The sequence below is a fragment of the Streptomyces lancefieldiae genome (assembly GCF_031845825.1).
Lineage (GTDB): Bacteria > Actinomycetota > Actinomycetes > Streptomycetales > Streptomycetaceae > Streptomyces > Streptomyces lancefieldiae.
Genome location: NZ_JAVRFH010000035.1, coordinates 49636 through 72258 on the forward strand (window position 1 = coordinate 49636; position 22623 = coordinate 72258).

General features: G+C 72.2%; 18 protein-coding genes and 2 pseudogenes. 15 read left to right on the plus strand and 5 right to left on the minus strand.

The window, feature by feature from the left end; all coding sequences use genetic code 11:
• Positions 1 to 18: 18 nt before the first annotated feature.
• The 4 genes and pseudogenes from RM812_RS28195 to RM812_RS28210 form a co-directional block, all read left to right on the plus strand.
• Positions 19 to 292: pseudogene (locus RM812_RS28195) on the plus strand (nucleotidyl transferase AbiEii/AbiGii toxin family protein); the annotation flags it as partial.
• Positions 293 to 689: 397 nt separating this feature from the next.
• Positions 690 to 1109: an aspartate 1-decarboxylase gene (panD, locus tag RM812_RS28200; RefSeq protein ID WP_311578160.1), complete on the plus strand. Its 420-nt coding sequence runs from the start codon at positions 690 to 692 to the stop codon at positions 1107 to 1109.
• A 34-nt stretch (positions 1110 to 1143) separates the two neighbouring features.
• Entirely contained in the window at positions 1144 to 1488 is a 345-nt protein-coding gene (locus RM812_RS28205; protein ID WP_311578165.1) for a GNAT family N-acetyltransferase, read from the plus strand.
• A 70-nt stretch (positions 1489 to 1558) separates the two neighbouring features.
• Entirely contained in the window at positions 1559 to 2197 is a 639-nt protein-coding gene (locus RM812_RS28210; RefSeq protein ID WP_311578168.1) for an aspartate/glutamate racemase family protein, read from the plus strand.
• Between the two features lie 778 nt (positions 2198 to 2975).
• Here RM812_RS28210 and gndA read toward each other — a convergent pair.
• A complete protein-coding gene (gene gndA, locus RM812_RS28215) occupies positions 2976 to 4412 on the minus strand; it encodes an NADP-dependent phosphogluconate dehydrogenase (protein ID WP_311578171.1) in 1437 nt (478 codons plus the stop codon).
• Between the two features lie 561 nt (positions 4413 to 4973).
• Between gndA and RM812_RS28220 the strand changes: the two genes are divergently transcribed.
• Positions 4974 to 5528 carry a DUF2690 domain-containing protein gene (locus tag RM812_RS28220; protein ID WP_311578174.1) on the plus strand — a complete coding sequence of 185 codons (555 nt, stop codon included), beginning with the start codon at positions 4974 to 4976 and terminating at the stop codon, positions 5526 to 5528.
• Positions 5529 to 6052: 524 nt separating this feature from the next.
• Positions 6053 to 6313: pseudogene (locus tag RM812_RS28225) on the plus strand (glycosyltransferase); the annotation flags it as partial.
• Between the two features lie 134 nt (positions 6314 to 6447).
• On the opposite strand, the gene RM812_RS28230 reads toward RM812_RS28225, so the two are convergent.
• Positions 6448 to 7248 (minus strand): maleylpyruvate isomerase family mycothiol-dependent enzyme, encoded by an 801-nt coding sequence (locus RM812_RS28230; RefSeq protein ID WP_311578177.1) that lies wholly within the window; start codon positions 7246 to 7248, stop codon positions 6448 to 6450.
• Positions 7249 to 7427: 179 nt separating this feature from the next.
• Between RM812_RS28230 and RM812_RS28235 the strand changes: the two genes are divergently transcribed.
• Entirely contained in the window at positions 7428 to 8738 is a 1311-nt protein-coding gene (locus RM812_RS28235) for a transglycosylase family protein (protein ID WP_311578179.1), read from the plus strand.
• Here RM812_RS28235 and RM812_RS28240 read toward each other — a convergent pair.
• On the minus strand, positions 8728 to 9873 hold the full coding sequence (locus tag RM812_RS28240; protein ID WP_311578182.1) for a DMT family transporter: 1146 nt from the start codon (positions 9871 to 9873) through the stop codon (positions 8728 to 8730). The two genes, RM812_RS28235 and RM812_RS28240, sit on opposite strands and share 11 nt — an antisense overlap.
• 228 nt (positions 9874 to 10101) lie before the next feature.
• Between RM812_RS28240 and RM812_RS28245 the strand changes: the two genes are divergently transcribed.
• The 6 genes from RM812_RS28245 (at position 10102) to RM812_RS28270 (ending at position 19436) form a co-directional block, all read left to right on the plus strand.
• The gene (locus RM812_RS28245) at positions 10102 to 10851 is read left to right on the plus strand and encodes a ferric iron reductase (protein ID WP_311578186.1); all 750 of its coding nucleotides are present in this window, start codon (positions 10102 to 10104) and stop codon (positions 10849 to 10851) included.
• 118 nt (positions 10852 to 10969) lie between these two features.
• Positions 10970 to 12181 (plus strand): glycogen synthase, encoded by a 1212-nt coding sequence (glgA, locus tag RM812_RS28250; protein WP_311578193.1) that lies wholly within the window; start codon positions 10970 to 10972, stop codon positions 12179 to 12181.
• Positions 12182 to 12232: 51 nt separating this feature from the next.
• Positions 12233 to 13453 carry a glucose-1-phosphate adenylyltransferase gene (gene glgC / locus RM812_RS28255; RefSeq protein ID WP_311578196.1) on the plus strand — a complete coding sequence of 407 codons (1221 nt, stop codon included), beginning with the start codon at positions 12233 to 12235 and terminating at the stop codon, positions 13451 to 13453.
• Between the two features lie 169 nt (positions 13454 to 13622).
• On the plus strand, positions 13623 to 16241 hold the full coding sequence (locus tag RM812_RS28260) for a PA14 domain-containing protein (protein ID WP_311578199.1): 2619 nt from the start codon (positions 13623 to 13625) through the stop codon (positions 16239 to 16241).
• Positions 16242 to 16498: 257 nt separating this feature from the next.
• Positions 16499 to 17839, plus strand: coding sequence for a wax ester/triacylglycerol synthase family O-acyltransferase (locus RM812_RS28265; RefSeq protein ID WP_311578203.1), 1341 nt, complete (start codon positions 16499 to 16501; stop codon positions 17837 to 17839).
• A gap of 103 nt (positions 17840 to 17942) precedes the next feature.
• A complete protein-coding gene (locus RM812_RS28270) occupies positions 17943 to 19436 on the plus strand; it encodes an SDR family NAD(P)-dependent oxidoreductase (protein WP_311578206.1) in 1494 nt (497 codons plus the stop codon).
• Between the two features lie 211 nt (positions 19437 to 19647).
• Here RM812_RS28270 and RM812_RS28275 read toward each other — a convergent pair whose 3' ends face one another.
• A complete protein-coding gene (locus RM812_RS28275; protein WP_311578209.1) occupies positions 19648 to 20091 on the minus strand; it encodes a hypothetical protein in 444 nt (147 codons plus the stop codon).
• Between the two features lie 472 nt (positions 20092 to 20563).
• On the opposite strand from RM812_RS28275, the gene RM812_RS28280 reads away from it, so the two are divergent.
• Both RM812_RS28280 and RM812_RS28285 read left to right on the plus strand, forming a co-directional pair.
• Positions 20564 to 20740, plus strand: coding sequence for a hypothetical protein (locus tag RM812_RS28280; protein ID WP_311578212.1), 177 nt, complete (start codon positions 20564 to 20566; stop codon positions 20738 to 20740).
• A gap of 55 nt (positions 20741 to 20795) precedes the next feature.
• Entirely contained in the window at positions 20796 to 21278 is a 483-nt protein-coding gene (locus tag RM812_RS28285; protein ID WP_311578215.1) for a GNAT family N-acetyltransferase, read from the plus strand.
• A 131-nt stretch (positions 21279 to 21409) separates the two neighbouring features.
• On the opposite strand, the gene RM812_RS28290 is transcribed toward RM812_RS28285, so the two are convergent.
• Positions 21410 to 22456, minus strand: a complete 1047-nt coding sequence (locus RM812_RS28290; protein WP_311578217.1) for a LacI family DNA-binding transcriptional regulator — start codon at positions 22454 to 22456, stop codon at positions 21410 to 21412.
• Positions 22457 to 22623 lie beyond the last annotated feature (167 nt).

Consider the following 22623-nt stretch of genomic DNA (forward strand, 5'->3'; position numbering starts at 1 on the left):
GGCCGACGCGACCGCCGCGTGAAGCTCACTCCGCTCCACGAGCGTCTCCTCGCCGACATCCTCGACCTCGGCTCCCCCTCCCCCTGGCCCTCACCGGCGGATACGCCGTGCAGGCCACGGCGTGGTCGAACGCTTCAGCCGTGACCTTGGCGTCGCCACCGAGAACCCCGCTCCGATGCAGGAGATCGTCGCCTCACTCACAGCAGGCCGCAGCGCGCGCGGATGGCGGACCACGCACGTCCAGACCGATCCGCTCGGCGGCCGGTTCCTTGTCACCGATCCGGACACCGGAAGGCTTCCGGCTGGAGCCGGCTCAGTCGCAGGTCCACTCGAGCACCTGATGGTTTGGGATCGGATGAAGCCCGGGATGCCGGGTGCGTTGAAACGACTTCCAGGTCGATGCAGCGGATGGCTCCGTGCTCGACGAAGTACTCACCTGGCGCATCGTCAGTAAGTCAGCATCTGGTCAGCATGAGTTCTCGCACACTCCGAGACAGGTGCTCGAGTGGGTGCGTTGGTCGCCGATGGTGCAACAGCCTGGTCTACGCGGAAGCGCAGGCGAGGAGCCTTCTTGCCCGAGTGAAATCGATGTTTCCCGAAATCTTCGACTCCAACGTGCGCCGGTGTACAGTGAACAACGCCCTTGACCTGCACAAAGCAGGCAGGGAGCCGTCTTTCAGGAGTCCCAAATGCTGCGTACTCTGTTCAAGTCCAAGATCCACCGTGCCACCGTCACCCAGGCCGACCTGCACTACGTGGGATCCGTGACGATCGACGCCGACCTGCTGGACGCCGCCGATCTCCTGCCCGGTGAGCTCGTGCACATCGTGGACATCACCAACGGCGCCCGCCTGGAGACGTACGTCATCGAGGGCGAGCGCGGCTCCGGCGTGATCGGGATCAACGGGGCCGCCGCTCACCTCGTCCACCCGGGCGACCTGGTGATCATCATCAGCTACGCCCAGGTCACCGACGCCGAGGCGCGGTCGCTGCGGCCCCGGGTCGTGCATGTGGACGGCGACAACCGTATCGTCGCCTTGGGCGGCGACCCGTCCGAGCCGGTGCCGGGCTCGGACCAGGAGCGCAGCCCGCAGGCCGTGTCGGCCTGACGTCATCGAACCTGCGCGGACGAGGAGCGTGGCCGTGAGCGACATAGAGATCCGGGACGACCGGACGGCGGGCCGTCTGGAGGCGGTCGGGGCCGGCGAGGCCGTCGGTCGCATCGAGTACTTCGTCCTGGACGCCCCCGAGCGCGCCCTCGTCCCCGTGCACACCATCGTCGAGCCGGCCCACGAGGGCAAAGGCATCGCGGGCTCGCTGGCGCGCGAGCTGTACGCCCTCGCGCGGCGCGAGGGCGTCGCCGTGGCCCCCTTGTGTCCGTACGTCGCGAAGTGGGCCGAGCGTCACGCGGACCAGGCGCCCGCGGCCGATCCCGAGCTGCTGCGTGCGGCGAAGGAGTGGCTCGTGGCGCATCCCGGGCGGTTCTGACGGGGACGAGGCCGAAGAAGCAAGACGACGAGACGACGAGACGACGAGACGACGACAAGGGGGGGTGCGCGTGCTGGGGCTGTTGCACACCTCGCCCGTCCACGTTCCGGTCTTCGACGCCCTGCGCGACGAGGCACACCCCGGCCTGGAGCTGCGGCACCACGTCGATGTCGAGCTGCTGGAACGGGCCCGGCGCGACGGGCCGGCGGCGGTGACGGACGAGGTGCGGGCCGCGCTGCGGCAGGCCGTCGCCGACGGGGCGCGGGCCGTTCTGTGCACCTGCTCGACCATCGGCGGTGTTGCCGAGGCGGCTGCCGACGGGGTCGGGGTGCCGGTGCTGCGGGTCGACCGGCCGATGGCCGCCGCCGCGGTGGCCGCCGGTCCGCGCGTCGTCGTCCTCGCCGCCCTGGAGAGCACGCTCGCGCCCACGGCGGCACTGGTCGGTGAGGAGGCCCGGCGCGCCGGACGCCCGGTGGAGGTGCGGACCCGCCTGGTCGACGGAGCCTGGCCACGGTTCGAGGCCGGCGACACGGAGGGCTATCTGCGTCTGGTGGCCGAAGCGGCCGAGGCCGTCGGTGATGCCGACGCGATCGTTCTGGCCCAGGCCTCCATGGCGCCGGCCCGGGAGCGGACGAAGACCTCTGTGCCGGTGCTGGCCAGCCCTGCGGCGGGACTGGCCGCCGGGGCCGACGCAGTGCGCCCCGGGTGACGCGGTGCGGCTCGCCTCCGGCGTGTGCCGTCAGGCTGCCGACGGTTGCCGGTCACTCCCGGTGCGGGCGGTTCTCTTCCGGGAGTGTGCGCCGGTCGCCGGTCGCCGCCCATTCTGCCGCTCCGGCGGAGCCCACCTGGCGCACCTGGCCCCCGGCTTTCTGGGCCACCTCGCCGTTCCCGGCCTCTTCGCCCTTCCCAGCCTCGGGCCTCCGTGCCACCTCGCCCCTGGGGCGTCCCGGTCCGCCCCGGCCTCCTGAGCCACCCGGGCCCCGCAGTTCATGCGGGGGAGTGACTGGAGACGCGGCCGTCGGGTAGGCGGGGGACAAGTCCAGAGCCGATGTCGACCGACTGGCCGGAGGACACCGCCATGACGAACCCGTATCCGGATCCCGTACCGCCCGGGCCCACCCCGGGACCGACGCCGGGACCCACGCCCGGTCCGGACCCGGTTCCGCCTCCGGAGCCGCCCCCCGGACCGGGCCCCACACCCCCGCCACCGCCTCCGGGCCCCGGCCCGGAACCGACGCCTCCGCCCCCGGGCCCCGGCCCGGAGCCGCCGCCCCAGCCGCCGGGCCCCGGCCCGACGCCGCCACCTCCGCACCCGGGTCCCCCCGAGCCGTCCCCGTCGCCGATCCCGCCGGGGCCGGAGCCGGTACCCAACCCGGAACCGGGGCCGCCGCTCACCTGAGCCGCGGGGAAACGCCGGCAGAAAGGAACAGCGGGCGGTGGGCGACCGCACCGGCCGCCCACCGCCCGTTCGCTTCGTCGGCGTACCGCTACGCGGTGACCTCCGACCGGTCCCCGCCCCACAACGTGTGGAACGCACCGTCCCGGTCGGTCCGCCGGTACGTGTGCGCGCCGAAGAAGTCCCGCTGGCCCTGGACGAGCGCGGCCGGCAGGCGCTCGGCGGCCAGTGAGTCGTAGTAGCTGAGTGCGGAGCTGAAACCTGGCACGGGTACGCCGGACAGGGCGGCGGTGGCGACCACACGCCGCCAGGCGGCCTCTCCGTCGGCGACGGCCTGCGCGAAGTACGGCGCTTCGAGCAGTGTGGTGATGTCCGGGTTCTCGGTGTACGCCTGAGTGATGCGGTCGAGGAACCGCGCCCGGATGATGCAGCCCCCGCGCCAGATCTTGGCGATCTGGTCCTTGTGGATGTTCCAGCCGTACTTTTCCGCGCCCGCGGTGATGGCGTCAAAGCCCTGCGCGTAGGCGACGATCTTCGAGGCGTAGAGAGCCGCGGACACGTCCTCCGCGAACTCGGGGGAGACCTTCTGTACTTCCGGCCGGGAGGTGACCAGCCGGCGCACCGCGGCGCGCTGTTCGGCCTTTCCGGAAACGGCGCGCGCGAAGACGGCTTCCGCGATCCCTCCCACGGGCACGCCCAGGTCGAGGGCGTTCTGCACGGTCCACACGCCGGTGCCCTTGGAACCGGCTTGGTCCAGCACGACGTCCACGAATGGCAGGCCTGTGGCCTGGTCGACGTGGCGCAGGATGTCAGCGGTGATCTCGACGAGGTAGGACTCCAGCGGGCCCTCGTTCCACCGGGCGAAGATGTCGGCGACAGCGTGCGGGGGGAGGCCCCCTACTGTCCGCAGCAGATCGTAGGCTTCCCCGATCAACTGCATGTCGGCGTACTCGATGCCGTTGTGGATCATCTTGACGAAGTGCCCGGCGCCGTTGGTGCCCACGTGCGTGACGCAGGGCTCGCCCGCGACGACCGCGGCGATCGAAGCGAGGATGGGGCCGAGGGTCCGGTAGGACTCCTCCGAGCCGCCCGGCATGATCGACGGGCCCTTGAGCGCTCCTTCCTCGCCACCGGAGATGCCGACACCGACGAAGTGGATGCCGGTCGGGGCGATCCGCTGTTCCCGGGCGATGGTGTCCTGGAAGTTGGCGTTGCCGCCGTCGACGATGATGTCGCCCGGCTCGAACCGCTCGGCGAGCTGGTCGATCACGGCGTCCGTACCCGCTCCGGCCTGCACCATGATGATGGCCGTTCGGGGCTTGGCCAGTGATGCGACGAACTCGTCGATCGACTTGCCGGCGATGAAGCCTGCCTCCGGGTGCTCGGTGACGAGGCTCTCGGTGCGGGCATACGTGCGATTGTAGACGGCGACGCTGTTGCCCTCGCGGGAGGCGAGGTTGCGAGCCAGGTTCGATCCCATCACCGCCAGTCCGACGACGCCGATGTTGGCGGCTCCGTTGGTCTTCATCCGGTCCTCTTTCGATCGGTTGTTGCACACCGTGATTCCCGACAGTAGTGCGCCGACCGGTGGCGGGGCGGGAAATGACCGAGTGCCGACCAGGTGGAGATCCGGCGTGAGGTGCCCTGAGGGTTGGAGGTGTACTTCAGCCGTCGTCGGGAGGCACGGGTGGACGGCCCCGACTTGGCCTTCGGCCTGCCGGTCACCCGGCACGACCCGGCAGGGGAAACAGGCCCGGCGGTTCATTGACTCGATCACGACCGACGACCCCCGCAGGACCGCCGAACCTCTGTACGAGAGCAGCCCTCGACACGCACGGTCGAGCCCACCGACTTCCGTTCGCCGGCCAACCCGACGAACCCGTCGGCTCACCTTCTTGTCTTCGACGGGCTGAGCCTGCGTCAACCTCCGACCGAGGGCCCCGTTGCCTGGCCCGGATGTTGTCGTTGCCTGAGTGAGGGGCGCATGAGGAGGGGCTTGAGTGCCTTCGATGCTTCCGGCGTGCGCCTTTCCCCTGTGGCAACAGGGGCGGATTCTGTCTCACCCGGCCAGCGCACCTAGGTGGTCCCTATGACGACGAGCAGTACCAGCGACAACTCCGCAGCGTCCCCCGAGCCCGGGTCACGGCCGCCCGCGGGCAGGCGGAGCAGGCGCAACAGCGCGACGACCCTGGCCTACGCCGTGGCGATCGTCGGCGCCGTGGCGGCGGCCGTTCTGTCCCCGCTCGGCGAACACGTCATGAAGGCTCTCCTCGACGAACCGACCTGTCCGGGTGAAGCCTGCGAGGGGAAGAACCCGCAGAACCAGGGATGCGGCGAGGACGCGCGCACCTTCAAGCCCGCCGTCGGTAACCCCGCCCTCCTTCAGCTCCGCTACAGCGAGGACTGCCAGGCGGTGTGGGGGCGGATCGAGCGGGGAAGCCCGGGAGACCTGGTGACGGCAGAGGTCACCGGGGGGACCAAGCGCACTGCCGAGATCGAGTACGGGAACGACCAGTTCACCAGCATGGTGAGCGTGGGCGACGGCGAGTTCCAGGTCTCCGCCTGCGCGGTCCCCAGATCCGGCGGCGAGAGCACTTACGAGCGCTACTGCATCCATGCGACCGAGGCGACAGCCTGGCGGTGACCCGGAGGGTGCGTCAGCAGGACCGGATTCGGGGCACGGCGCCCCGCAGGTCACACACCAGGCCAACGGGCCGCCCTGCCCGAGGCGGGAGTGAAGGTGTCGTGCGCTGCAGCGGCTCCGGCACCTCCGCCCGGCGGTCCCCGGGGCGTCACGAGTGCCGCAGCGTCGAACGGCGTCCCCAGCCTCTTCCGTCACAGTCACGTCGTTGCGGCAGCGTCAGCCGGTTCGCGTCGGGAGAGCGAGCGCGGCGCGCTCCAGGTGACCGCCGACGTCGCCTTCGTCCACCCGGTCACCCGCGCGGACGCGGGCGGTGACGACGAGATCGTGCGCACGATCGTGCGACGGGAGCTGGTGCTGACATGACCGACGGCGGCGGTGCCCCCACGGGCTACTTCACCCCGCCCTTCACCCCGCCCTTCACCCCGCCTTCGGCACAGACCGCCAGGCGGGAGAAGCGGGCCCGGGCGTCGACCCGTACGACCGCAGCGCACCGGTCGGGCGGGGCCAGTCCTCCGGGGACGGGTGCCGCCGCGTGCGGACTCCCCGTCCTGGCAGGCGACTCGGGCGGTGCCCCCGACGCGGTACGCGACGGCGAGACCGGCCATGTCGTCGACGGCCACTCGGTGGCGGCGACGGCGGACCGCCTGACCAGACTGCTCCGCAACCCCGAACTCGCCCGTGAGATGGGCGAGAAGGGCCGCCACCGGGTCCGGACGGAATGGACCTGGAAGCGCTCCTACACAACCCTGGCAGGGCTGCTCCGTTCAGCGGGAGCCGCAGGATGACGTGCGAACGGGGCCGGACGGGCCGCTCGGCGAGCCGCCGCTCCACCAGGCCGGCGGACCGGAGCCACCACGGTGTGGCTTCAGCCGTTGGCCAGAGCCACGTCCTCGGGGCGGAGGAGGCGCATCGTCACGGTCTACTCCTCCGGCTCCCACGCCCGAAGCAGGTCGAGCAGACCTGCGTCTCCGTCGATCCGCAGGGAGTCCGCCGGGATGCGGTCGTACAGGAAGAGGACCAGTTCGCCGGCCGTGCCGCGGACGGAGACGCCGGCCGCGTCCAGGCCCTCGTCGGCAGCGGTGACGGACGTCGTGCCGGGCGCGGGCACACGGGCGGAGCGTGCGCCGTCGCCGTCGACCGTGAGGCGCCAGGAACGGCCCTCGGTGGCGTGGAAGTCGAAGGCCGTGGGCTTGTGCGGCCAGGCACTCGTCGTCGTGACGCAGGTGGAGAGGAACTCCTCGACACCATCGAGCGCCACATCGTCCGGCAGCGGCTGCGGGGCACCCGCAGTGACCTGCGCGTCGTAGGTGTGCACCGCGATCTCCTGGAGCTGGTGCCGGGCGACGGCGCCACAGGTCTGCGGCGATTGCGACGTACCCCACCACGTCCAGCAACCGCGATCCGGGCCGGCCTCCCGCAGCGCGTCCAGCAACTCCTGCGTCGACGCGGTCAACCAGGCCGACACGGCCGCGCCCTCCCGAGGCGCAGCCGAGGCCCCCTCCGGCACGGACTTGGCCGCGGCGGCAGGCCCTGCGGCAACGGTGGCGGCCCAGGAACGGCGCCCCTCGCCCAGGTGCTGCACCAAATCGAACAGCGTCCACTCGGGGCAGGTCGGCACCTGAACGTCGAGGCTGGGCGCGGAGGCGACCGCTGCGCGGAAGGCGGTCGACCGTTCGTCGATCAGTCGCAGCAGAGCGGGGAACTCGAGGGTTGTCGTCACACGGAATCTCTATCACCGCGTTCCGACAATCGAACAGCGATTTTCACAGCCGTATCATCCGGCCACGGGCACCCGGAATTCGCCACGGGGGGTGACCAACCGACCGATTGCCGTCTTGTCATGGCCTGTTAGCAGCGCTTACTTTTGCCCCTCCTGACGCAATGTCGAGGGGGATTCCCATGGCCGTACGCGGCCGGCACCGCCGGTATCAGCCGAACAGGATCAACCGCGCCTCACTGACCGTCACCGCGGGGGGCGCCGGACTGGCCCTCCCGCTCATCGGCACCGGCACCGCCCAGGCGGCCGACGTGGAGACCTGGGACAAGGTCGCGGCCTGCGAGTCCACCCATGACTGGGACATCAACACCGGCAACGGCTACTACGGCGGGTTGCAGTTCTCCCAGTCGACCTGGGAGGCGTTCGGCGGCACCGAGTACGCCCCGCGTGCGGACCTGGCCACCAAGGACCAGCAGATCGCCGTCGCCGAGAAGGTGCTCGACGGGCAGGGGCCGGGCGCCTGGCCGGTGTGCTCCGAGCGGGCCGGACTGACCCGGGGCGGCGGCACCCCCGACCTACGTCCGGCCGGAGGCGTGCAGAAGGGCGCCGAGAGGTCCGCCGGAAAGCCGGCCGCCAAGGGTGCCGGGACGTCCGCCGGGTCGTCCGGTTCGGTGAAGGATGTCCAGCCCCAGACCACGCCGCAGTCCCGGGCCGGGCAGGCCCGGATGTACACGGTGATCACCGGCGACACACTCTCCGGCATCGCCGACTCCCAGCAGGTCCGGGGCGGCTGGCAGCGGCTGTACGAAGCCAACCGCGCCGAGGTCGGAGCGGACCCCGACCTGATCCTGCCGGGCCAGCGGCTGTCCCTGCGTGGCGAGAAGGCCGCCACGGTCCCGCGCCCCGAGACGAAGCAGCCCGGGAAAGCCGGGACGACGCCGAAGAAGCCCACGGCAGCCGAGCCGGGCAAGCCGGCCAAACCGACGAAGCCGTCCTCGGACACCGGCAACACCAAGTCGGACAAGGCGAAGACCGCCAAGACGGAGAAGGCGGAGAAGGCGGGCAAGGAGGAGAAGGTCAGGGCCGGCAACGGGCTCTCGGCCCCCGTCGACGCCCCCACCGGCACGCCGTACCACCAGGCCGGCTCGTCCTGGTCGAAGGGCTACCACACCGGCGTCGACTTCCCCGTCCCCACCGGAACCTCGGTCAAGTCGGTCGCGGCGGGCCGCGTCGTCAGCGCCGGCTGGGACGGTTCGTACGGCTACCAGGTGGTGATCCGGCACCACGACGGCCGCTACTCCCAGTACGCGCACCTCTCGGCGATCTCCGTGAAGGACGGCCAGTCCGTGGGCGCCGGCCAGCGCATCGGCCGCTCCGGCTCCACCGGGAACAGCACGGGTCCGCATCTGCACTTCGAGGTGCGGACGGGGCCCGGTTTCGGTTCGGACGTCGACCCGCTGGCGTATCTGCGGGCCGGCGGGGTCAGGATCTGATCCGCACCCGGCGCCGGTCGAGCCGAGGCACTGCGGCGAACGGGCCGCCGTAGAAAGAGGCGTAGGGAAGCTGCGCCGCGCCGGAACCCACCGGCGGTCTGGGGGCTTCGTACGTCTCGTCGTGCCTCTCCTCGGCGGGCACGGAGTCCGGAACCGGCGGTGAGGCGGACGCCGGGGACGGCACGAAGACCTTGTCGGACAGCGGGGCCGGGGTCCGCGGCTCGACCACGTCCCGGGCCGGCGCGCCCTCGGACGGCACCGGCTCGGTGCCGTCCTCCGCAGCCGCCGTGGCCCCCTCGGCGGCCTCCCGCGCGATCCGCTCCGTCGTCAGCAGGATCAGCCCGCCCGCGGCCACCACGCCACACCCCAGGGCGAGGGCGGTACCGGTCGTGCCGTAGCGGAAGGATTCGCCGAACATCGTGATGCCGACCACCGCGGCCACCACCGGGTTCACGACCGTCAGCGTGGCCAGCGGGGCCGCGAGACCGGCACCCCGGTAGGAGGCCTGGGACAGCAGCATGCCGGCCGTGGCCAGCACGCCGATCACGGCCAGGGACGGCAGGTCGGCGGCCGACACACTGCCGGTCCAGTCGACCGCGACCGTCTTGGTGAACACCGAGGACATGCCGAAGGCGATGCCGGACGCGGTCGCCAGCAGGATGCTGCGCACCGCCGGATGCCGGTGCGCGGCCCGGCCGGCGATCATCAGTGCCACGACCACACCACCGGTGACGACGGCCGCCCCGACCCGCTGCGCCGTGCCCAGCGACTGCGCGTCGGACGAGCCGACGAGGGACAGCAGACCCGCGAGACCGACGGTCGCCATGAGCGCGCCCCGCCAGGCCGTCGCACCGGCCCTGCGGCGCACGAACAGCGCCGCCATGGGCAGGGCGAACACGATGGTCAGGGCACCCAGCGGCTGCACCAGGCTCAGCGGGCCGAGGGCGAGGGCCACGACGTGCAGCAGGCCGCCGAGGCCGTTGAGCGCGACCGCCGCCCACCAGCCCGGCCGGCGAAGCGGAGCGTACTGGGCACCCGGGGAGGACACCGCCACCTGCTCCTGCACGATCGCTCCGCCCGCGTACGCCACGGCGGAGACGAGCGACAGCAGCACGGACAACGCGAGGGCGCTCATCGGCTGCTCCTCTGCGCGAGGCGGGGGCCCTGGGGCCGGCGCGGCGAACGGTCGTCTTCCATGGACAACACGATGCCGTCTCAGGGGCTTCCCGTCGTCGTCCCTGAGCACTCATTGGGTCCTACTACCGATGGAGTATGACGGCGGTGCCGTCCTCCCCAGGGTGGGCTACTTTCGTCCCGGGCCCCCGACCCGCACCCCTTAGGGGCCTTGATACTACTGCTCTGTGTGGACCTCGACCGCGCCCTCGCCGCCCTCCGTCCGCTCGGCGGCTTCTGCGTCCTGCACGCGTCGCAGCCGCCGCCCCGGCCGCTGCCCACGCTCGCACACCTTCACACCTTGGGATACGGCGAGGCGACACCGGACGTCCAGAAGGACGCCCCGGCGCTGACGGACCCCTTGGCGTTCCGCGTCCGGAAGGTCGGCGCCGCGCTCGGCACCCCCGAGACCCGTGTCGCCGCCTCCGTGGCCCACCAGGGGCTCGCGGCCCGCCTGTGGTCGGTGACGCTCGGCTGCGCCGCCCTGTACGAACGCGTCCCCGACCTCGCACCGCCCCTGCTGCACTGGGATCCCGACGCCGCGTCCCCCGACGACCTGTGGCTCACCGAGGTGCACCCCCTGCCGGCCGACGCCCGCACGATCGGCGGCGTCGTGCTCCGCGCCCATCTCGCCCCGCTCACGGCGACCGTCCACGCCCGGTACCGCGTCGCGACCGGGCTGCTGTGGGGCAACGCGGCCTCCGCGCTGGCCGGCGCCGGCCGCGAACTGGAAGGCTGGGCCCGCCGGCACGGCCGTACGGACGTCGCCGCCCGTGCCCGCTCCCTGACCGCCGACCTGCTCGGCCACCCCCGGCTCGCCACCACCGGCACCCTCACCGGGACCGCCTTCCGCCGCCGCAGCTGCTGCCTCTACTACCGGGTGCCCGGCGGGGGCGTCTGCGGGGACTGCTGCTTCTCCCGACCTCCGCGATCTCCGTGACCTCCGTGACCTCCGCGAACCCCGCGCTCTCCGCGGCCCCCGCGCCCCCGCGCTCTTCCCCAGCCGCCCCGTCTGGGTGACCATGAGGGGACCAGCCGCCGAGCACGGGAGGTTCCGGGTGCGTGTGGGACTGCTGACCCGCGAGTACCCGCCGGACGTGTACGGCGGCGCGGGGGTCCACGTCGAGTTCCTCGCCCGGCAGCTCGCCCGCCTCGTCGACCTGGACGTGCACTGCTGGGGCGAGGGCCGCGCGGACGGTGTACTGCGCCACCGCCCCTGGCCCGCGCTCGACGGCGCCAACGACGCGCTGCGCACCTTCTCCGTGGACCTCGCCATGGCCGCCGCGCTCGAAGGCCGCGAACTGGTCCACTCCCACACCTGGTACGCCGATCTCGGCGGCCACCTCGCCAAGCTCCTGTACGGCATCCCGCACGTCGTGACCGCCCACTCCCTGGAGCCGCTGCGCCCCTGGAAGGCGGAGCAACTCGGCGGCGGCTACGCCCTCTCCGGCTGGGCCGAACGCACCGCCTTCGAGGCCGCCGACGCGGTGATCGCGGTGTCCCGAGCCATGCGCGAGGACGTCCTCGGCTGCTACCCGGCGTTGGAGGCGTCCAGGGTGCACGTCGTGCACAACGGCATCGACACCACGCTCTACCGCCCGGACCCCGGCACCGACGCCCTCGACCGCGTCGGCCTGGACCGCTCCCGTCCGTACGTCCTGTTCGTCGGCCGCATCACCCGCCAGAAGGGCGTGCCCCACCTGCTGCGCGCGGTGCGGGACATCGACCCGGCCGCGCAGGTCGTGCTGTGCGCGGGCGCACCGGACACCCCCGAGATCGACCAGGAGTTCCGCGACCTCTTCGCCGAGCTGAGCCGGGCCCGTGAGGGCGTGCACTGGATCCCTCGCATGCTGCCGCGCCCGGAGGTGATCCAGTTGCTGACCCACGCCGCCGTCTTCGTCTGCCCCTCGGTGTACGAGCCCCTCGGCATCGTCAATCTGGAGGCGATGGCCTGCGGCACGCCCGTCGTCGCCTCCGACGTCGGCGGCATTCCCGAGGTCGTGGCGGACGGTGAAACGGGGGTACTGGTCCCCAAGGACGCCGCCCCGGACGCCGACCCGGGCGGCGGCGTGGACAACGGCCCGGACAACGGCAGGGACGACGACTTCGAGGCGGGCCTCGCGCGGGCGCTGGACTCCGTCCTCGGCGACCCGGAGGCCGCCCGGCGGATGGGCGAGGCGGGCCGGGAGCGCGCGGTGGAGGAGTTCGGCTGGGACGCGGTCGCCCGTCGCACGGTCCGGCTCTACGAGGAGATCCTCAAGCAGACGTAGACCGTCCCGCCCAGGGGCGGCCGAGGGTGAACGAGGGTGAGGGGAGCGGCCATGCGTCGTGGAGGTCCTTCGGTGCTCGGCATCGTGCTGGCGGGCGGAGAGGGCAAGCGCCTGATGCCCCTGACCGCGGACCGCGCCAAACCCGCGGTCACCTTCGGCGGCACCTACCGGCTCGTCGACTTCGTGCTGTCCAACCTGGTCAACGGCGACATCCTGCGGATCTGCGTCCTCACCCAGTACAAGTCGCACTCCCTGGACCGGCACATCACCACCACCTGGCGGATGTCCAGCCTGCTCGGCAACTACGTCACCCCCGTCCCCGCCCAGCAGCGTCTCGGTCCCCGCTGGTACCTGGGCAGCGCCGACGCGATCCTGCAGTCCCTGAACCTGGTGCACGACGAACAGCCCGAGTACGTCGCGGTGTTCGGCGCCGACCACGTGTACCGGATGGACCCGCGCCAGATGCTCACCCAGCACATCGAGTCCGGCGCGGGCGTGACCGTGGCCGGGATACGCGTCCCGCGCGCCGAGTCGCCGTCCTTCGGCGTGATCACGCCGGGGTCCGACGGCCGGACCGTCACCGGCTTCCTGGAGAAGCCCGCCGACCCGCCCGGACTCGCCGACGACCCCGGGTGCGTCTTCGCCTCCATGGGCAACTACGTCTTCACCACCAAGGCCCTCGTCGAGGCCCTGCACCGCGACGCCGAGGACCCGGACTCCGTGCACGACATGGGCGGTTCGGTCCTGCCCCAGCTCACCGACCGGGGCGAGGCCGCGCTCTACGACTTCAGCGCCAACCACGTGCCGGGGGAGACCACCCGGGACCAGGGCTACTGGCGGGACGTCGGCACCCTCGACGCCTACTACGACGCCCACATGGACCTGATCGCCGAGCGCCCCGCGTTCAACCTCTACAACCGGGACTGGCCCGTCTACACCCACTCCGCCCAGCTCTCCCCGGCCCGTTTCAACGCCGGTGGCATGGCCGGCGAGTCGATCATCAGCGCGGGCTGCCTGATCCGCGGGCAGGTCACGCGGTCCGTGCTCTCGCCGGGGGTGGTGGTGGACCCGGGAGCGGTCGTCCAGGGCTCGGTGCTGCACGACAACGTGCACATCGGCCGGGGCGCGGTCGTGCGCGGGGCGGTGCTGGACAAGAACGTCGACGTGCCGCCGGGCGCGACGATCGGCGTCAACCCGGGGCGGGACGCCGAGCTGTACACCGTCTCCAAGGGTGGCGTGATCGCACTGGGCAAGGGGCAGCGGGTGTCGTGACGAACGGCGGCGGTCCCGGGGCGGGCGATGCCCGCGTTGCACCCGGGGTCGTTGTCATGTCCCTGGACGCGACGCGGAATCCGTGTTGTCATGCCTCTGCTATTACATCGATGTATGACATCGATGTCCCTGAGCCATCAGCCACCACCTGTCCTCAAGGAGAGGGTAAGTGCGCACCAAACGACTCAGAGACCGACTGGCACTCCTGCTCGCCGCGGCACTCGGCGTCGGGGGGCTCGCCGCCGTGCCGCCCGCGAGCGCGGCCGACGCCGCCGCCGCGGAGGTCCATGGCCTCAAGGGCGAGTACTACACCCAGTCCGCCCCCGGCGCCTTCGACTTCCACGAGCTCAAGGCCACCGGCTTCGACCCGCAGCTCGACTTCGACACGCTGGAGCCGCGCCTGAACTTCGCCACCGGGCGGTCCGACGACGTCAGCGTCCGCTGGACCGGCAAGCTGGTGCCGGAGAAGACCGGCGCCCACACCTTCTCGATCACCGGCGACAACGGCTTCCGCCTCTGGATCGGCGGCGAGCTAGCCATCGACCACTGGGTCGACGACTGGGACCGCGAACAGACCGCACGGCCCATCGAGCTGACGGCGGGCCAGTCGTACGACCTCAAGCTCGAGTACTTCGAGCACTACGGGGGCTCCAACCTCCACCTGCGCTGGACCGAGCCGGGCGGCAGCAAGGAGCCCGTCCCGCAGTCGGCGTTCCGTCTGCCCGACGGCTTCGACTACGACGGGGCGACCGCGACGACGGTCCTCGGTACCGGCCGCACCCTCAAGCTCGACTTCGCCCGCCCGCTCGCGGCGGCGCCGGCCGGCCTCACCGACCACCTCGAAGCGGTGATCGGCGGCGCCAAGTGGCCCCTGTCCGGGGCCCGGGTCGACCCCACCGACCCCACCGCCCTCCTCGTCGCCCTCGGCGAACCCGTCGTCGGCAACAAGACCGGCACCGCCCCCGGTACCGCGGACGTCCGCTACGACGGAGAAGGCGGCCTGGCCGACGCCGAGGGCAACGTTGTCAAGCCGTTCTGGAGCAGCGGCGGCAACCACTCCACCTACGAGCTGAGCACCAAGTGGGCCGACGAGGTGGGCCCGGACAACGCCCACCCGGAGTACCCGCGCCCCCAGCTGACGCGGGACGCCTGGCGCAACCTCAACGGCCGCTGGCAGTTCGCCGCCGCCGAGGCCGGCGAGCAGCCGCCGGTCGGCAAGAACCTGAAGGAGCGCATCCTCGTTCCGTACCCGGTGGAGTCCCAGCTCTCCGGCATCCAGCGGCACGAGGACCGCATGTGGTACCGCCGCACCTTCACCGTGCCCCGCGACTGGCACATCGGCTCCGGGCAGCGTCTGAAGCTCAACTTCGGTGCTGTCGACTGGCAGAGCGAGGTCTTTGTCAACGGCACCAAGGTCGCCGAGCACAAGGGCGGCTACGACAAGTTCAGCGCCGACGTCACCGACGCGTTGAAGCCGGGCCGTACCCAGGAGCTGATCGTCGGCGTCTACGACCCGACCGACGCGGCGAACGGCGAGAACCCGCCGATCGGCAAGCAGCGCCTGGACCCGAGCGGGATCTGGTACACGCCCAGCTCCGGCATCTGGCAGACCGTCTGGATGGAACCGGTCGCCCGGGACCACGTCGACTCCCTCAAGCTCACCCCGCACGTCGACGGGGCGGCGAGCACGCTGACCGTCGAGCCGAAGGGCGTGCGCGACGGCGTACGGATCAGCGCGACGGCGTACGCCGGACACCGCAAGGTCGCCACGGTGAGCGGACGCACCGGTGAGCCGCTGACGCTCAGGATCCGCGACCCGCGCCTGTGGTCGCCCGACGACCCGTTCCTGTACGACCTGAAGGTCACCGTCGGAAGCGACCGCGTCGAGAGCTACTTCGGGATGCGCTCCATGGCCGTGGAGAAGGTGGACGGCGTACCGCGCACCCTCCTCAACGGTGAACCGGTCTTCATGATGGCCACCCTCGACCAGGGCTTCTGGCCGGACGGGCTGCACACCGCGCCCACCGACGAGGCCCTCGCGTACGACCTGAAACTGCACAAGCAGCTCGGCTTCAACTCGGTGCGCAAGCACATCAAGGTCGAGCCCGACCGCTGGTTCTACTGGGCCGACCGGCTGGGCCTGCTGGTGTGGCAGGACATGCCCGCGATGACGGCCGGGGTGAACCCGAGCGCCGCCGCCCGCGCCGAGTACGAGCGGGAGATGAAGGAGATGATCGACGAGCACATCAGCAGCCCGTCGATCATCATGTGGGTCACCTTCAACGAGGGCTGGGGCCAGTACGACATCGGCCGCGTCGCCGCGCAGGCCAAGGCCTGGGACCCGACCCGCCTCGTCAACAACCAGTCGGGCCTGAACCTGGGGGCCGACGGCGGCGCCGGCGACATCATGGACGAGCACGGCTACCCGAGTCCCGCCCTGCCGCCCCGCCCGGACGGCGAACGCGCCCTGGTCAGCGGCGAGTACGGCGGTCTCGGCCTCGCGGTGCCCGGACACGCCTGGTCCGTGCAGCAGTCGTACGTCGACGTCGACCCCCAGACGTACACGGACGACTACCTCACCAAGCTCGACGAGGTGCGGGCCCTGGTCTGCCGGGGCAGCAACGGCGCCGTCTACACCCAGATCTCGGACGTCGAGGGCGAGCTGAACGGCCTGACGACCTACGACCGCAAGGTCCTCAAGCCGGACGTCGAGCGGATGAGGACCGCCCACGAGGCACTCGTCCGGGACGCGTCCCGGCCCACCCCGGCGGGGTGCCCCGCCGCCTGAGCACCCGAGTGACACGGCGGACGTGCTCCATCCGGTCGCTCGGCCGCACGGTCGGCCCGCAGCCGTCCGGGTGGGGCACCTCGGCGTGGGCGGCACCGACAGCACCGGCAAAACCACAGGTGCCGCATGAATCCCGCCCCTTTCCGGGGGCGGGACTTTAATCTTCTGTTAACTGTACGTAGCCTGATCGTACTTGACCGTAATCGGCGGAGGACGATTGACTGCTTGTCCACCCGTCGTCCCTGCGAGGCAACCCCTTGACTCCCGAACCGCTCGCTCCGCTCGACCTGGCGTTCTGGAACATCGAGACCGCCGAGCACCCCATGCACCTCGGCGCGCTCGGGGTCTTCCCGGCCCGCTCGCCCACCGCGGGCGCCCACGCCGCGGACCTGCTCGCGGCCCGCGCCCCCTCGGTGCCGGGACTGCGGATGCGGATCCGGGACACCTGGCAGCCGCCGCTCGCCCTGCGACGCCCGTTCGCGTTCGGCGGCGCGGCCCGCGAGCCCGACCCCGGCTTCGACCCGCTCCACCACGTCCGGCTGCACGGCCCGGCGGCGGACTTCCACGCCCGCGCGGGCCGGCTCATGGAACGCCCGCTGGAGCGCGGCCGGCCGCCGTGGGAGGCACACGTGCTGCCGGGCGCCGAGGGCGACTCCTTCGCCGTGCTGTTCAAGTTCCACCACGCCCTGGCCGACGGCCTGCGGGCGCTGACCCTCGCCGCGGGCGTCCTCGACCCGCTGGACCTGCCCGCGCCCCGGCCCCGCCCCGAGGAGCCCCCGCGCGGCCTGCTGCCGGACGTGCGCCGGCTGCCGGGGATGGTGCGCGGTGCCCTGTCCGACGCGGGCCGGGCCCTCGACATCGGCGCCGCGGCGGCCCTGTCCACCCTCGACGTGCGCTCCTCGGCCGCGCTCACCGCCGCGTCCTCCGGCACCCGCCGCACCGCGGGCGTCGCCGTGGACCTCGACGACGTGCACCGCGTGCGCAAGACGGTCGGCGGCACCGTCAACGACGTCCTGATCGCGGTCGTCGCCGGAGCCCTGCGCCGCTGGCTGGACGAGCGCGGCGACGGCAGCGAGGGCGTCGCGCCCCGCGCGCTGATCCCCGTCTCCAAGCGACGCCCGCGCACCGCCCACCCCCAGGGCAACCGGCTCTCCGGCTACCTGATACGGCTTCCCGTCGGCGACCCCGACCCGCTGTCCCGCCTCGGCGCGGTCCGCGCCGCCATGGACCGCAACAAGGACGCGGGGCCCGGCCGGGGCGCCGGTGCCGTCGCCCTGCTCGCCGACCACGTGCCCGCACTCGGCCACCGGCTCGGCGGGCCGCTGGTCGGGCAGGCCGCCCGGCTCTGGTTCGACATCCTGGTCACCAGCGTGCCCCTGCCCAGCCTCGGCCTGCGGCTCGGCGGCCACCCGCTCACCGAGGTCTACCCGCTGGCACCGCTGGCCCGCGGCCACTCCCTGGCGGTGGCCGTCTCGACCTACCGCGGACAGGTCCACTACGGCCTGGTCGCCGACGCGAAGGCGGTGCCGGACCTCGACCGGTTCGCCCTGGCCCTGTCCGAGGAGGTGGAGACATTGCTCACCGCGTGCGGTGCCTGAGGCCGACGGGTTTGGCTCCGTGCCCCGCCGCTGAATAAAATCCGCTGTTCGAAAGCGGACGCGTCTCGGAGCGCCGCACGGCGACCAGGGAACGGCAGCGGCGATGACGGTGACACAGGACGGTTCGGCGACCACGGACGAGGTGGTGTACGGCCCGGGCATCGACCCGGAGCGGCTCGCCGTCTGCCTCGCGGTGCTCGAGGAGCTCGACGAGCTGGACGTCGACCACCCCGACGCGATCGCGGTCCGCCGGGCCACCTCGCACATCTACCGCATGGTCAAGCAGCGCCGCCGCCAGGAGCGCCGGGCCGCCAAGACCGCCCACGACAAGGCGGTCACCGAGGCGACCGCCACCGGGTCCGCCGAGCGCATCGACGACGAGACCGAGGGCATCCTGCCCTCGTCCCGCACCGAGGAAGGGTCGATCGCGGGGATACTCCAGCGCCCGCGCTCCTGCTACATCTGCAAGCAGCGGTACGTCGAGGTCGACTACTTCTACCACCAGCTGTGCCAGAAGTGCGCCGCCGAGAACCGGGCCCGGCGCGACGCCCGCGCCGACCTCACCGGCAAGCGGGCGCTGCTCACCGGCGGCCGGGCCAAGATCGGCATGTACATCGCGCTCAGGCTGCTGCGCGACGGCGCCCACACCACGATCACGACCCGCTTCCCCAAGGACGCCATCCGCCGCTTCAAGGCCATGGACGACTCCGCCGAGTGGATCCACCGCCTGGAGGTCGTCGGCATCGACCTGCGCGACCCGGCCCAGGCCGTGGCCCTGGCCGACCAGGTCACCGAGCAGGGCCCGCTCGACATCCTGATCAACAACGCCACCCAGACCGTGCGCCGCCTGCCCTCCGCCTACGCCGCGCTCGTCGAGGGCGAGAGCGCCCCGCTGCCGGCCGGTGAACTGCCCGCCCACCATGTCATCGGCGCCTTCAACTCCGGCGCGGTGGACGGACTGGCCGCACTGCCCGTCGGTGCCTCGGGGCTCGACGCGCAGAAGGTGGCCGACCTCGCCCTGGTCGCCGGCAACGCCAGTGTGGTCCGGCACCGCGAGGGCACCGCCATCGACGCCGGCGGCCTGGTCCCCGACGTCGTCGACACCAACACCTGGGTCCAGACCATCGAGCAGATCTCCCCGGTGGAACTGCTCGAGACCCAGCTGTGCAACTACACCTCGCCGTTCATCCTCATCAGCGCGCTGCGGCCGGCGATGGCCGAGGCCGCGCGCAAGGCGCCCTCGAAGCGCGCCTACGTCGTCAACGTCTCGGCGATGGAAGGCGTGTTCGCCCGCGGCTACAAGGGCGCGGGCCACCCGAACACCAACGCGGCCAAGGCCGCCATGAACATGGTGACGCGGACCAGCGCCCAGGAGATGTTCGACACCGACGGCATCCTGATGACCTCGGTCGACACCGGCTGGATCACCGACGAGCGCCCCCACTACGACAAGCTGCGCCTGGCCGAGGCGGGTTTCCACGCCCCGCTCGACCTGGTCGACGGCGCGGCCCGCGTCTACGACCCGGTCGTGCGCGGCGAGGCGGGCGAGGACCTGTACGGCGTCTTCCTGAAGGACTACGCGCCGGGCAAGTGGTGACGGGCGGGCCGGGTCAACGGCGGTAATCCGCTGGTCCGTCGGCAGGACGCCGACCTACTCTGGGACGAGCGCCGGTGTGCCCGGTGCGCCGGTCACGCGTACTTCGTGGTTCGAACCCATACAGGCCCGCCCAAGGGCCTGCCGCCCGTCGGGGGCACCGCGCGACCGACCCGGACCTCGGGCACACCTCGCGCGCGAGTGTCCCGAGGCCTCAGTCGACGGCTCCCAGCCGCGCGTTCCGAGCCGCCGTCAGCTCCAGTACCGTGCGCCAGTCCTCCAGGACCCCGGCGTCGAAGACGGCGGTGCGGGCCTCCTCGTACGCCTGCCGCAGACTGAGCAGGTCGTCGTCGTGGATCCGCGCGTCCGGGAGGGTGTGGTGGTGCACCAGGCGGGCGACGCGTTCGCCGAGCAGGGGCCGTACCACCGCGCCGGTGCGGCCGGCCGGGTCGCCGGGCCACAGGAGCCCGCCCACGGGCGAGACGAGACCGGCCACCTGGAGCTCCTTGTCGGCCGGGCGGCGCCGACGCAGCAGCGCGGCGGTTCGCAGGGCGTGCGTATGCAGGTCCGCGGGTCCGCCGCCGTGCCCCGCGGCCGGCCGCGCGCCCCGGCAGGCGTACAGCAGGTCCATCAGCTCCTCGACGCTGCGCAGTTCCACGCCTCGGTCCTCCCACGAGACAGCCGTTGCCGACGGGCAGCAGACCATGGCCGGCTTGCGCCGCGGCCAACGGCAACTTAACTGCGCAACCATCGTCGCCGATATTCGAAGCTGCGCACGGCCGAGTACGTCGAACAGGTGAGCCGCCCATCGCGCGGAACGCGACGAAGCCGGGCAAACCCTGGCCAACCCAGTACGGAACGAAAGGCAATGGTTACCCCATGTTTCGGTCCCCATAGAGCGCACCCCCGCTCATTTGGTTAGTCTGGAGCCGACGGACAGCAGTACGGGGCCCAACCCACACCCACCATCCGTCCTGGGGCCAGCCGGTTCACAACGGTCTGCACCCGCACGAGTTACCGGCGCCACCGCGTCCGAACTGCTTTCGACCCGAACCCGCGCGGGCGCCGGGTGCCGGACAGCAGACCGGCCGACGGGCCCCGAGGGTGACCCGACACATAAGGAGTGCGCGGTGACACCGGAGACGACGACGAATTCCGAACAACGCCCCGAGGAACGCACCGCGGCGGCGCGCCGCCGGCCCGGAGAGATCGGCATCCTCGACGTCTGGGCCCGGTCCGCCCCCATCCGCCTCGCGGGCTACGAGGAGGACCTCGCCGAGCCCCACATCCTGCCCAGCGTGGACTGACCCGCAGCGGCACCCTCCCGTCCGCCGGACGCGTGGGCGTGCGAGACTCACGCCCATGCTGATCAGGGAAGCGACGGCCGACGACTGGCCGCAGATCTGGCCCTTCTGGCACCGCATCGTCGCCGCCGGCGAGACCTACGCCTGGGACCCGGACACCTCCGAGGAGGACGCCCGCGCCCTGTGGATGAACCCCGCCAAACGCGTCTACGTCGTCGAGGACGACACCGGCACCGTCGTCGCCTCCGCGTACGTCACCCCCAACTACGGCGGTCCCGCCGCCCGCATCGCCAACGCCGGCTTCATGGTCGACCCGCGGCGGGCGGGCCGTGGCACCGGCCGGGCCCTCGCCGAACACGTCCTGGCCGCCGCCCGGGCCGACGGATACCGGGGCATGGTCTTCAACGCCGTCGTCGAGACCAACCCGGCGGTGAGGCTCTGGACCTCCCTCGGCTTCACCGTCCTCGGCACGGTCCCGGACGCCTTCGAGCACCCGAGGCGCGGGCGGGTGGGCCTGCACATCATGTACCGCGCCCTGTAGGGGCTGTCCGACCATCCCCGCCTGCCTCGCCCGCCGTCCGCGGGGACGACGGGAATGGTCGGACAGGCCCGGGCCCGCGGGCCCCGTGCGCCGCCGGGGTCGCAACTCCCCGGCGCGGGGCCGGGGACCGGTCACGCGGACCGCGCCGGCCCCGTGCTGTCCCGCTCGATCAGCCGCGGTACCGGCACCCGCACCGTGCGGGCCGGGCCGCCGTCCAGCAGGGCGGTCAGTTCCGTCGCCGCCGTGCGGCCGAACTCCACGCTGTCCCGGGACAGGGCGGACAGCCACGGCTTGACCATGCGGCACAGCGCCGAGTCCTCCCAGGCCACCACGGACACGTCCGCCGGTACCGAGAAGCCCAGTTCGGACGCGGCGGCGACCCCGGCGACGGCCATCACGTCGTTGTCGTAGATCAGAGCGGTCGGCGGAGCGGGAGCCTCCAGGACCCGCCGCGTGACGGCGGCGCCCTCCGCGTCGGAGTAGTCGGTGGTCACCGACTCCACCTCGGCCAGGCCCCGCCGCCCCGCCTCGGCACGCAGGGCGCGGATCCGGCGCTCGGTGTGGGCGAGGCCCGGCAGTCCGGCGATGTGCGCGATCCGCCGGTGGCCTAGCGCGTGCAGCCCGTCCACCAGCGCGGCCATGGCGCCCGCGTCGTCCGCCCACACCGTCGAGAGCCCCGGGTGGAGCCCGCCCGGCGTCCCGCCGATCACCACGGCGGGCAGGCCGAGTTCGTCGAGCAGGGCCGGGCGGGGGTCGTCGGTGCGCGGGTCGACCACCAGGACGCCGTCCACGCGGTGTTCGGCCCACCAGTGCCGGTACACCGCGCACTCGTCGTCGACGTCCTGCGCCACCTGGAACAGCAGTCCGAGGTGACGCCGCGCCAGGATCTCCTGGATGCCCGAGACCAGTTGCAGGAAGAAGGAGTCCACGCCGAGGGTGTGCGCGGGCCGGGCCAGCACCAGGCCGACCGTCGCCGCGCCCTCCCCGGAGAGTGCGCGGGCCGCCGTACTGGGCCGCCAGCCCAGCTGTTCGGCGACCCGGCGCACGCGGTCCCGGGTGATCTCGGAGACCCCCGGCCGATCGTTCAGCGCGAAGGAGACCGCGCTCTCGGAGACCCCGGCCCGCCGTGCGATGTCCTTCATCGTCGGCCGGCGCGCGGCAGGCCGCTTGGCCGACATGCGCGCCCCTTTCTTGAACGTGACTAAAGCGCTTGAGTGTGAGGAGCCTAAAGCGCATTAGTGGTTCGTGGCAAGTCTCTCGTGGCACCTACTCTGACCTGGGCTAATGGTGTCCGGACCGCATTAGTTCCAGAGAATCCATTGACTTTCCGCTGACGTGCCGTGCA

Excerpts from the sequence above, each read along its gene's own strand:
- panD (WP_311578160.1), top strand. The coding sequence starts at position 690 with ATGCTGCGTACTCTGTTCAAGTCCAAGATCCACCGTGCCACCGTCACC.
- gndA (WP_311578171.1), bottom strand. The coding sequence starts at position 4,412 with ATGAAGACCAACGGAGCCGCCAACATCGGCGTCGTCGGACTGGCGGTG.
- RM812_RS28220 (WP_311578174.1), top strand. The coding sequence starts at position 4,974 with ATGACGACGAGCAGTACCAGCGACAACTCCGCAGCGTCCCCCGAGCCC.
- RM812_RS28235 (WP_311578179.1), top strand. The coding sequence starts at position 7,428 with ATGGCCGTACGCGGCCGGCACCGCCGGTATCAGCCGAACAGGATCAAC.
- RM812_RS28240 (WP_311578182.1), bottom strand. The coding sequence starts at position 9,873 with ATGAGCGCCCTCGCGTTGTCCGTGCTGCTGTCGCTCGTCTCCGCCGTG.
- glgC (WP_311578196.1), top strand. The coding sequence starts at position 12,233 with ATGCGTCGTGGAGGTCCTTCGGTGCTCGGCATCGTGCTGGCGGGCGGA.
- RM812_RS28270 (WP_311578206.1), top strand. The coding sequence starts at position 17,943 with ATGACGGTGACACAGGACGGTTCGGCGACCACGGACGAGGTGGTGTAC.
- RM812_RS28285 (WP_311578215.1), top strand. The coding sequence starts at position 20,796 with ATGCTGATCAGGGAAGCGACGGCCGACGACTGGCCGCAGATCTGGCCC.
- RM812_RS28290 (WP_311578217.1), bottom strand. The coding sequence starts at position 22,456 with ATGTCGGCCAAGCGGCCTGCCGCGCGCCGGCCGACGATGAAGGACATC.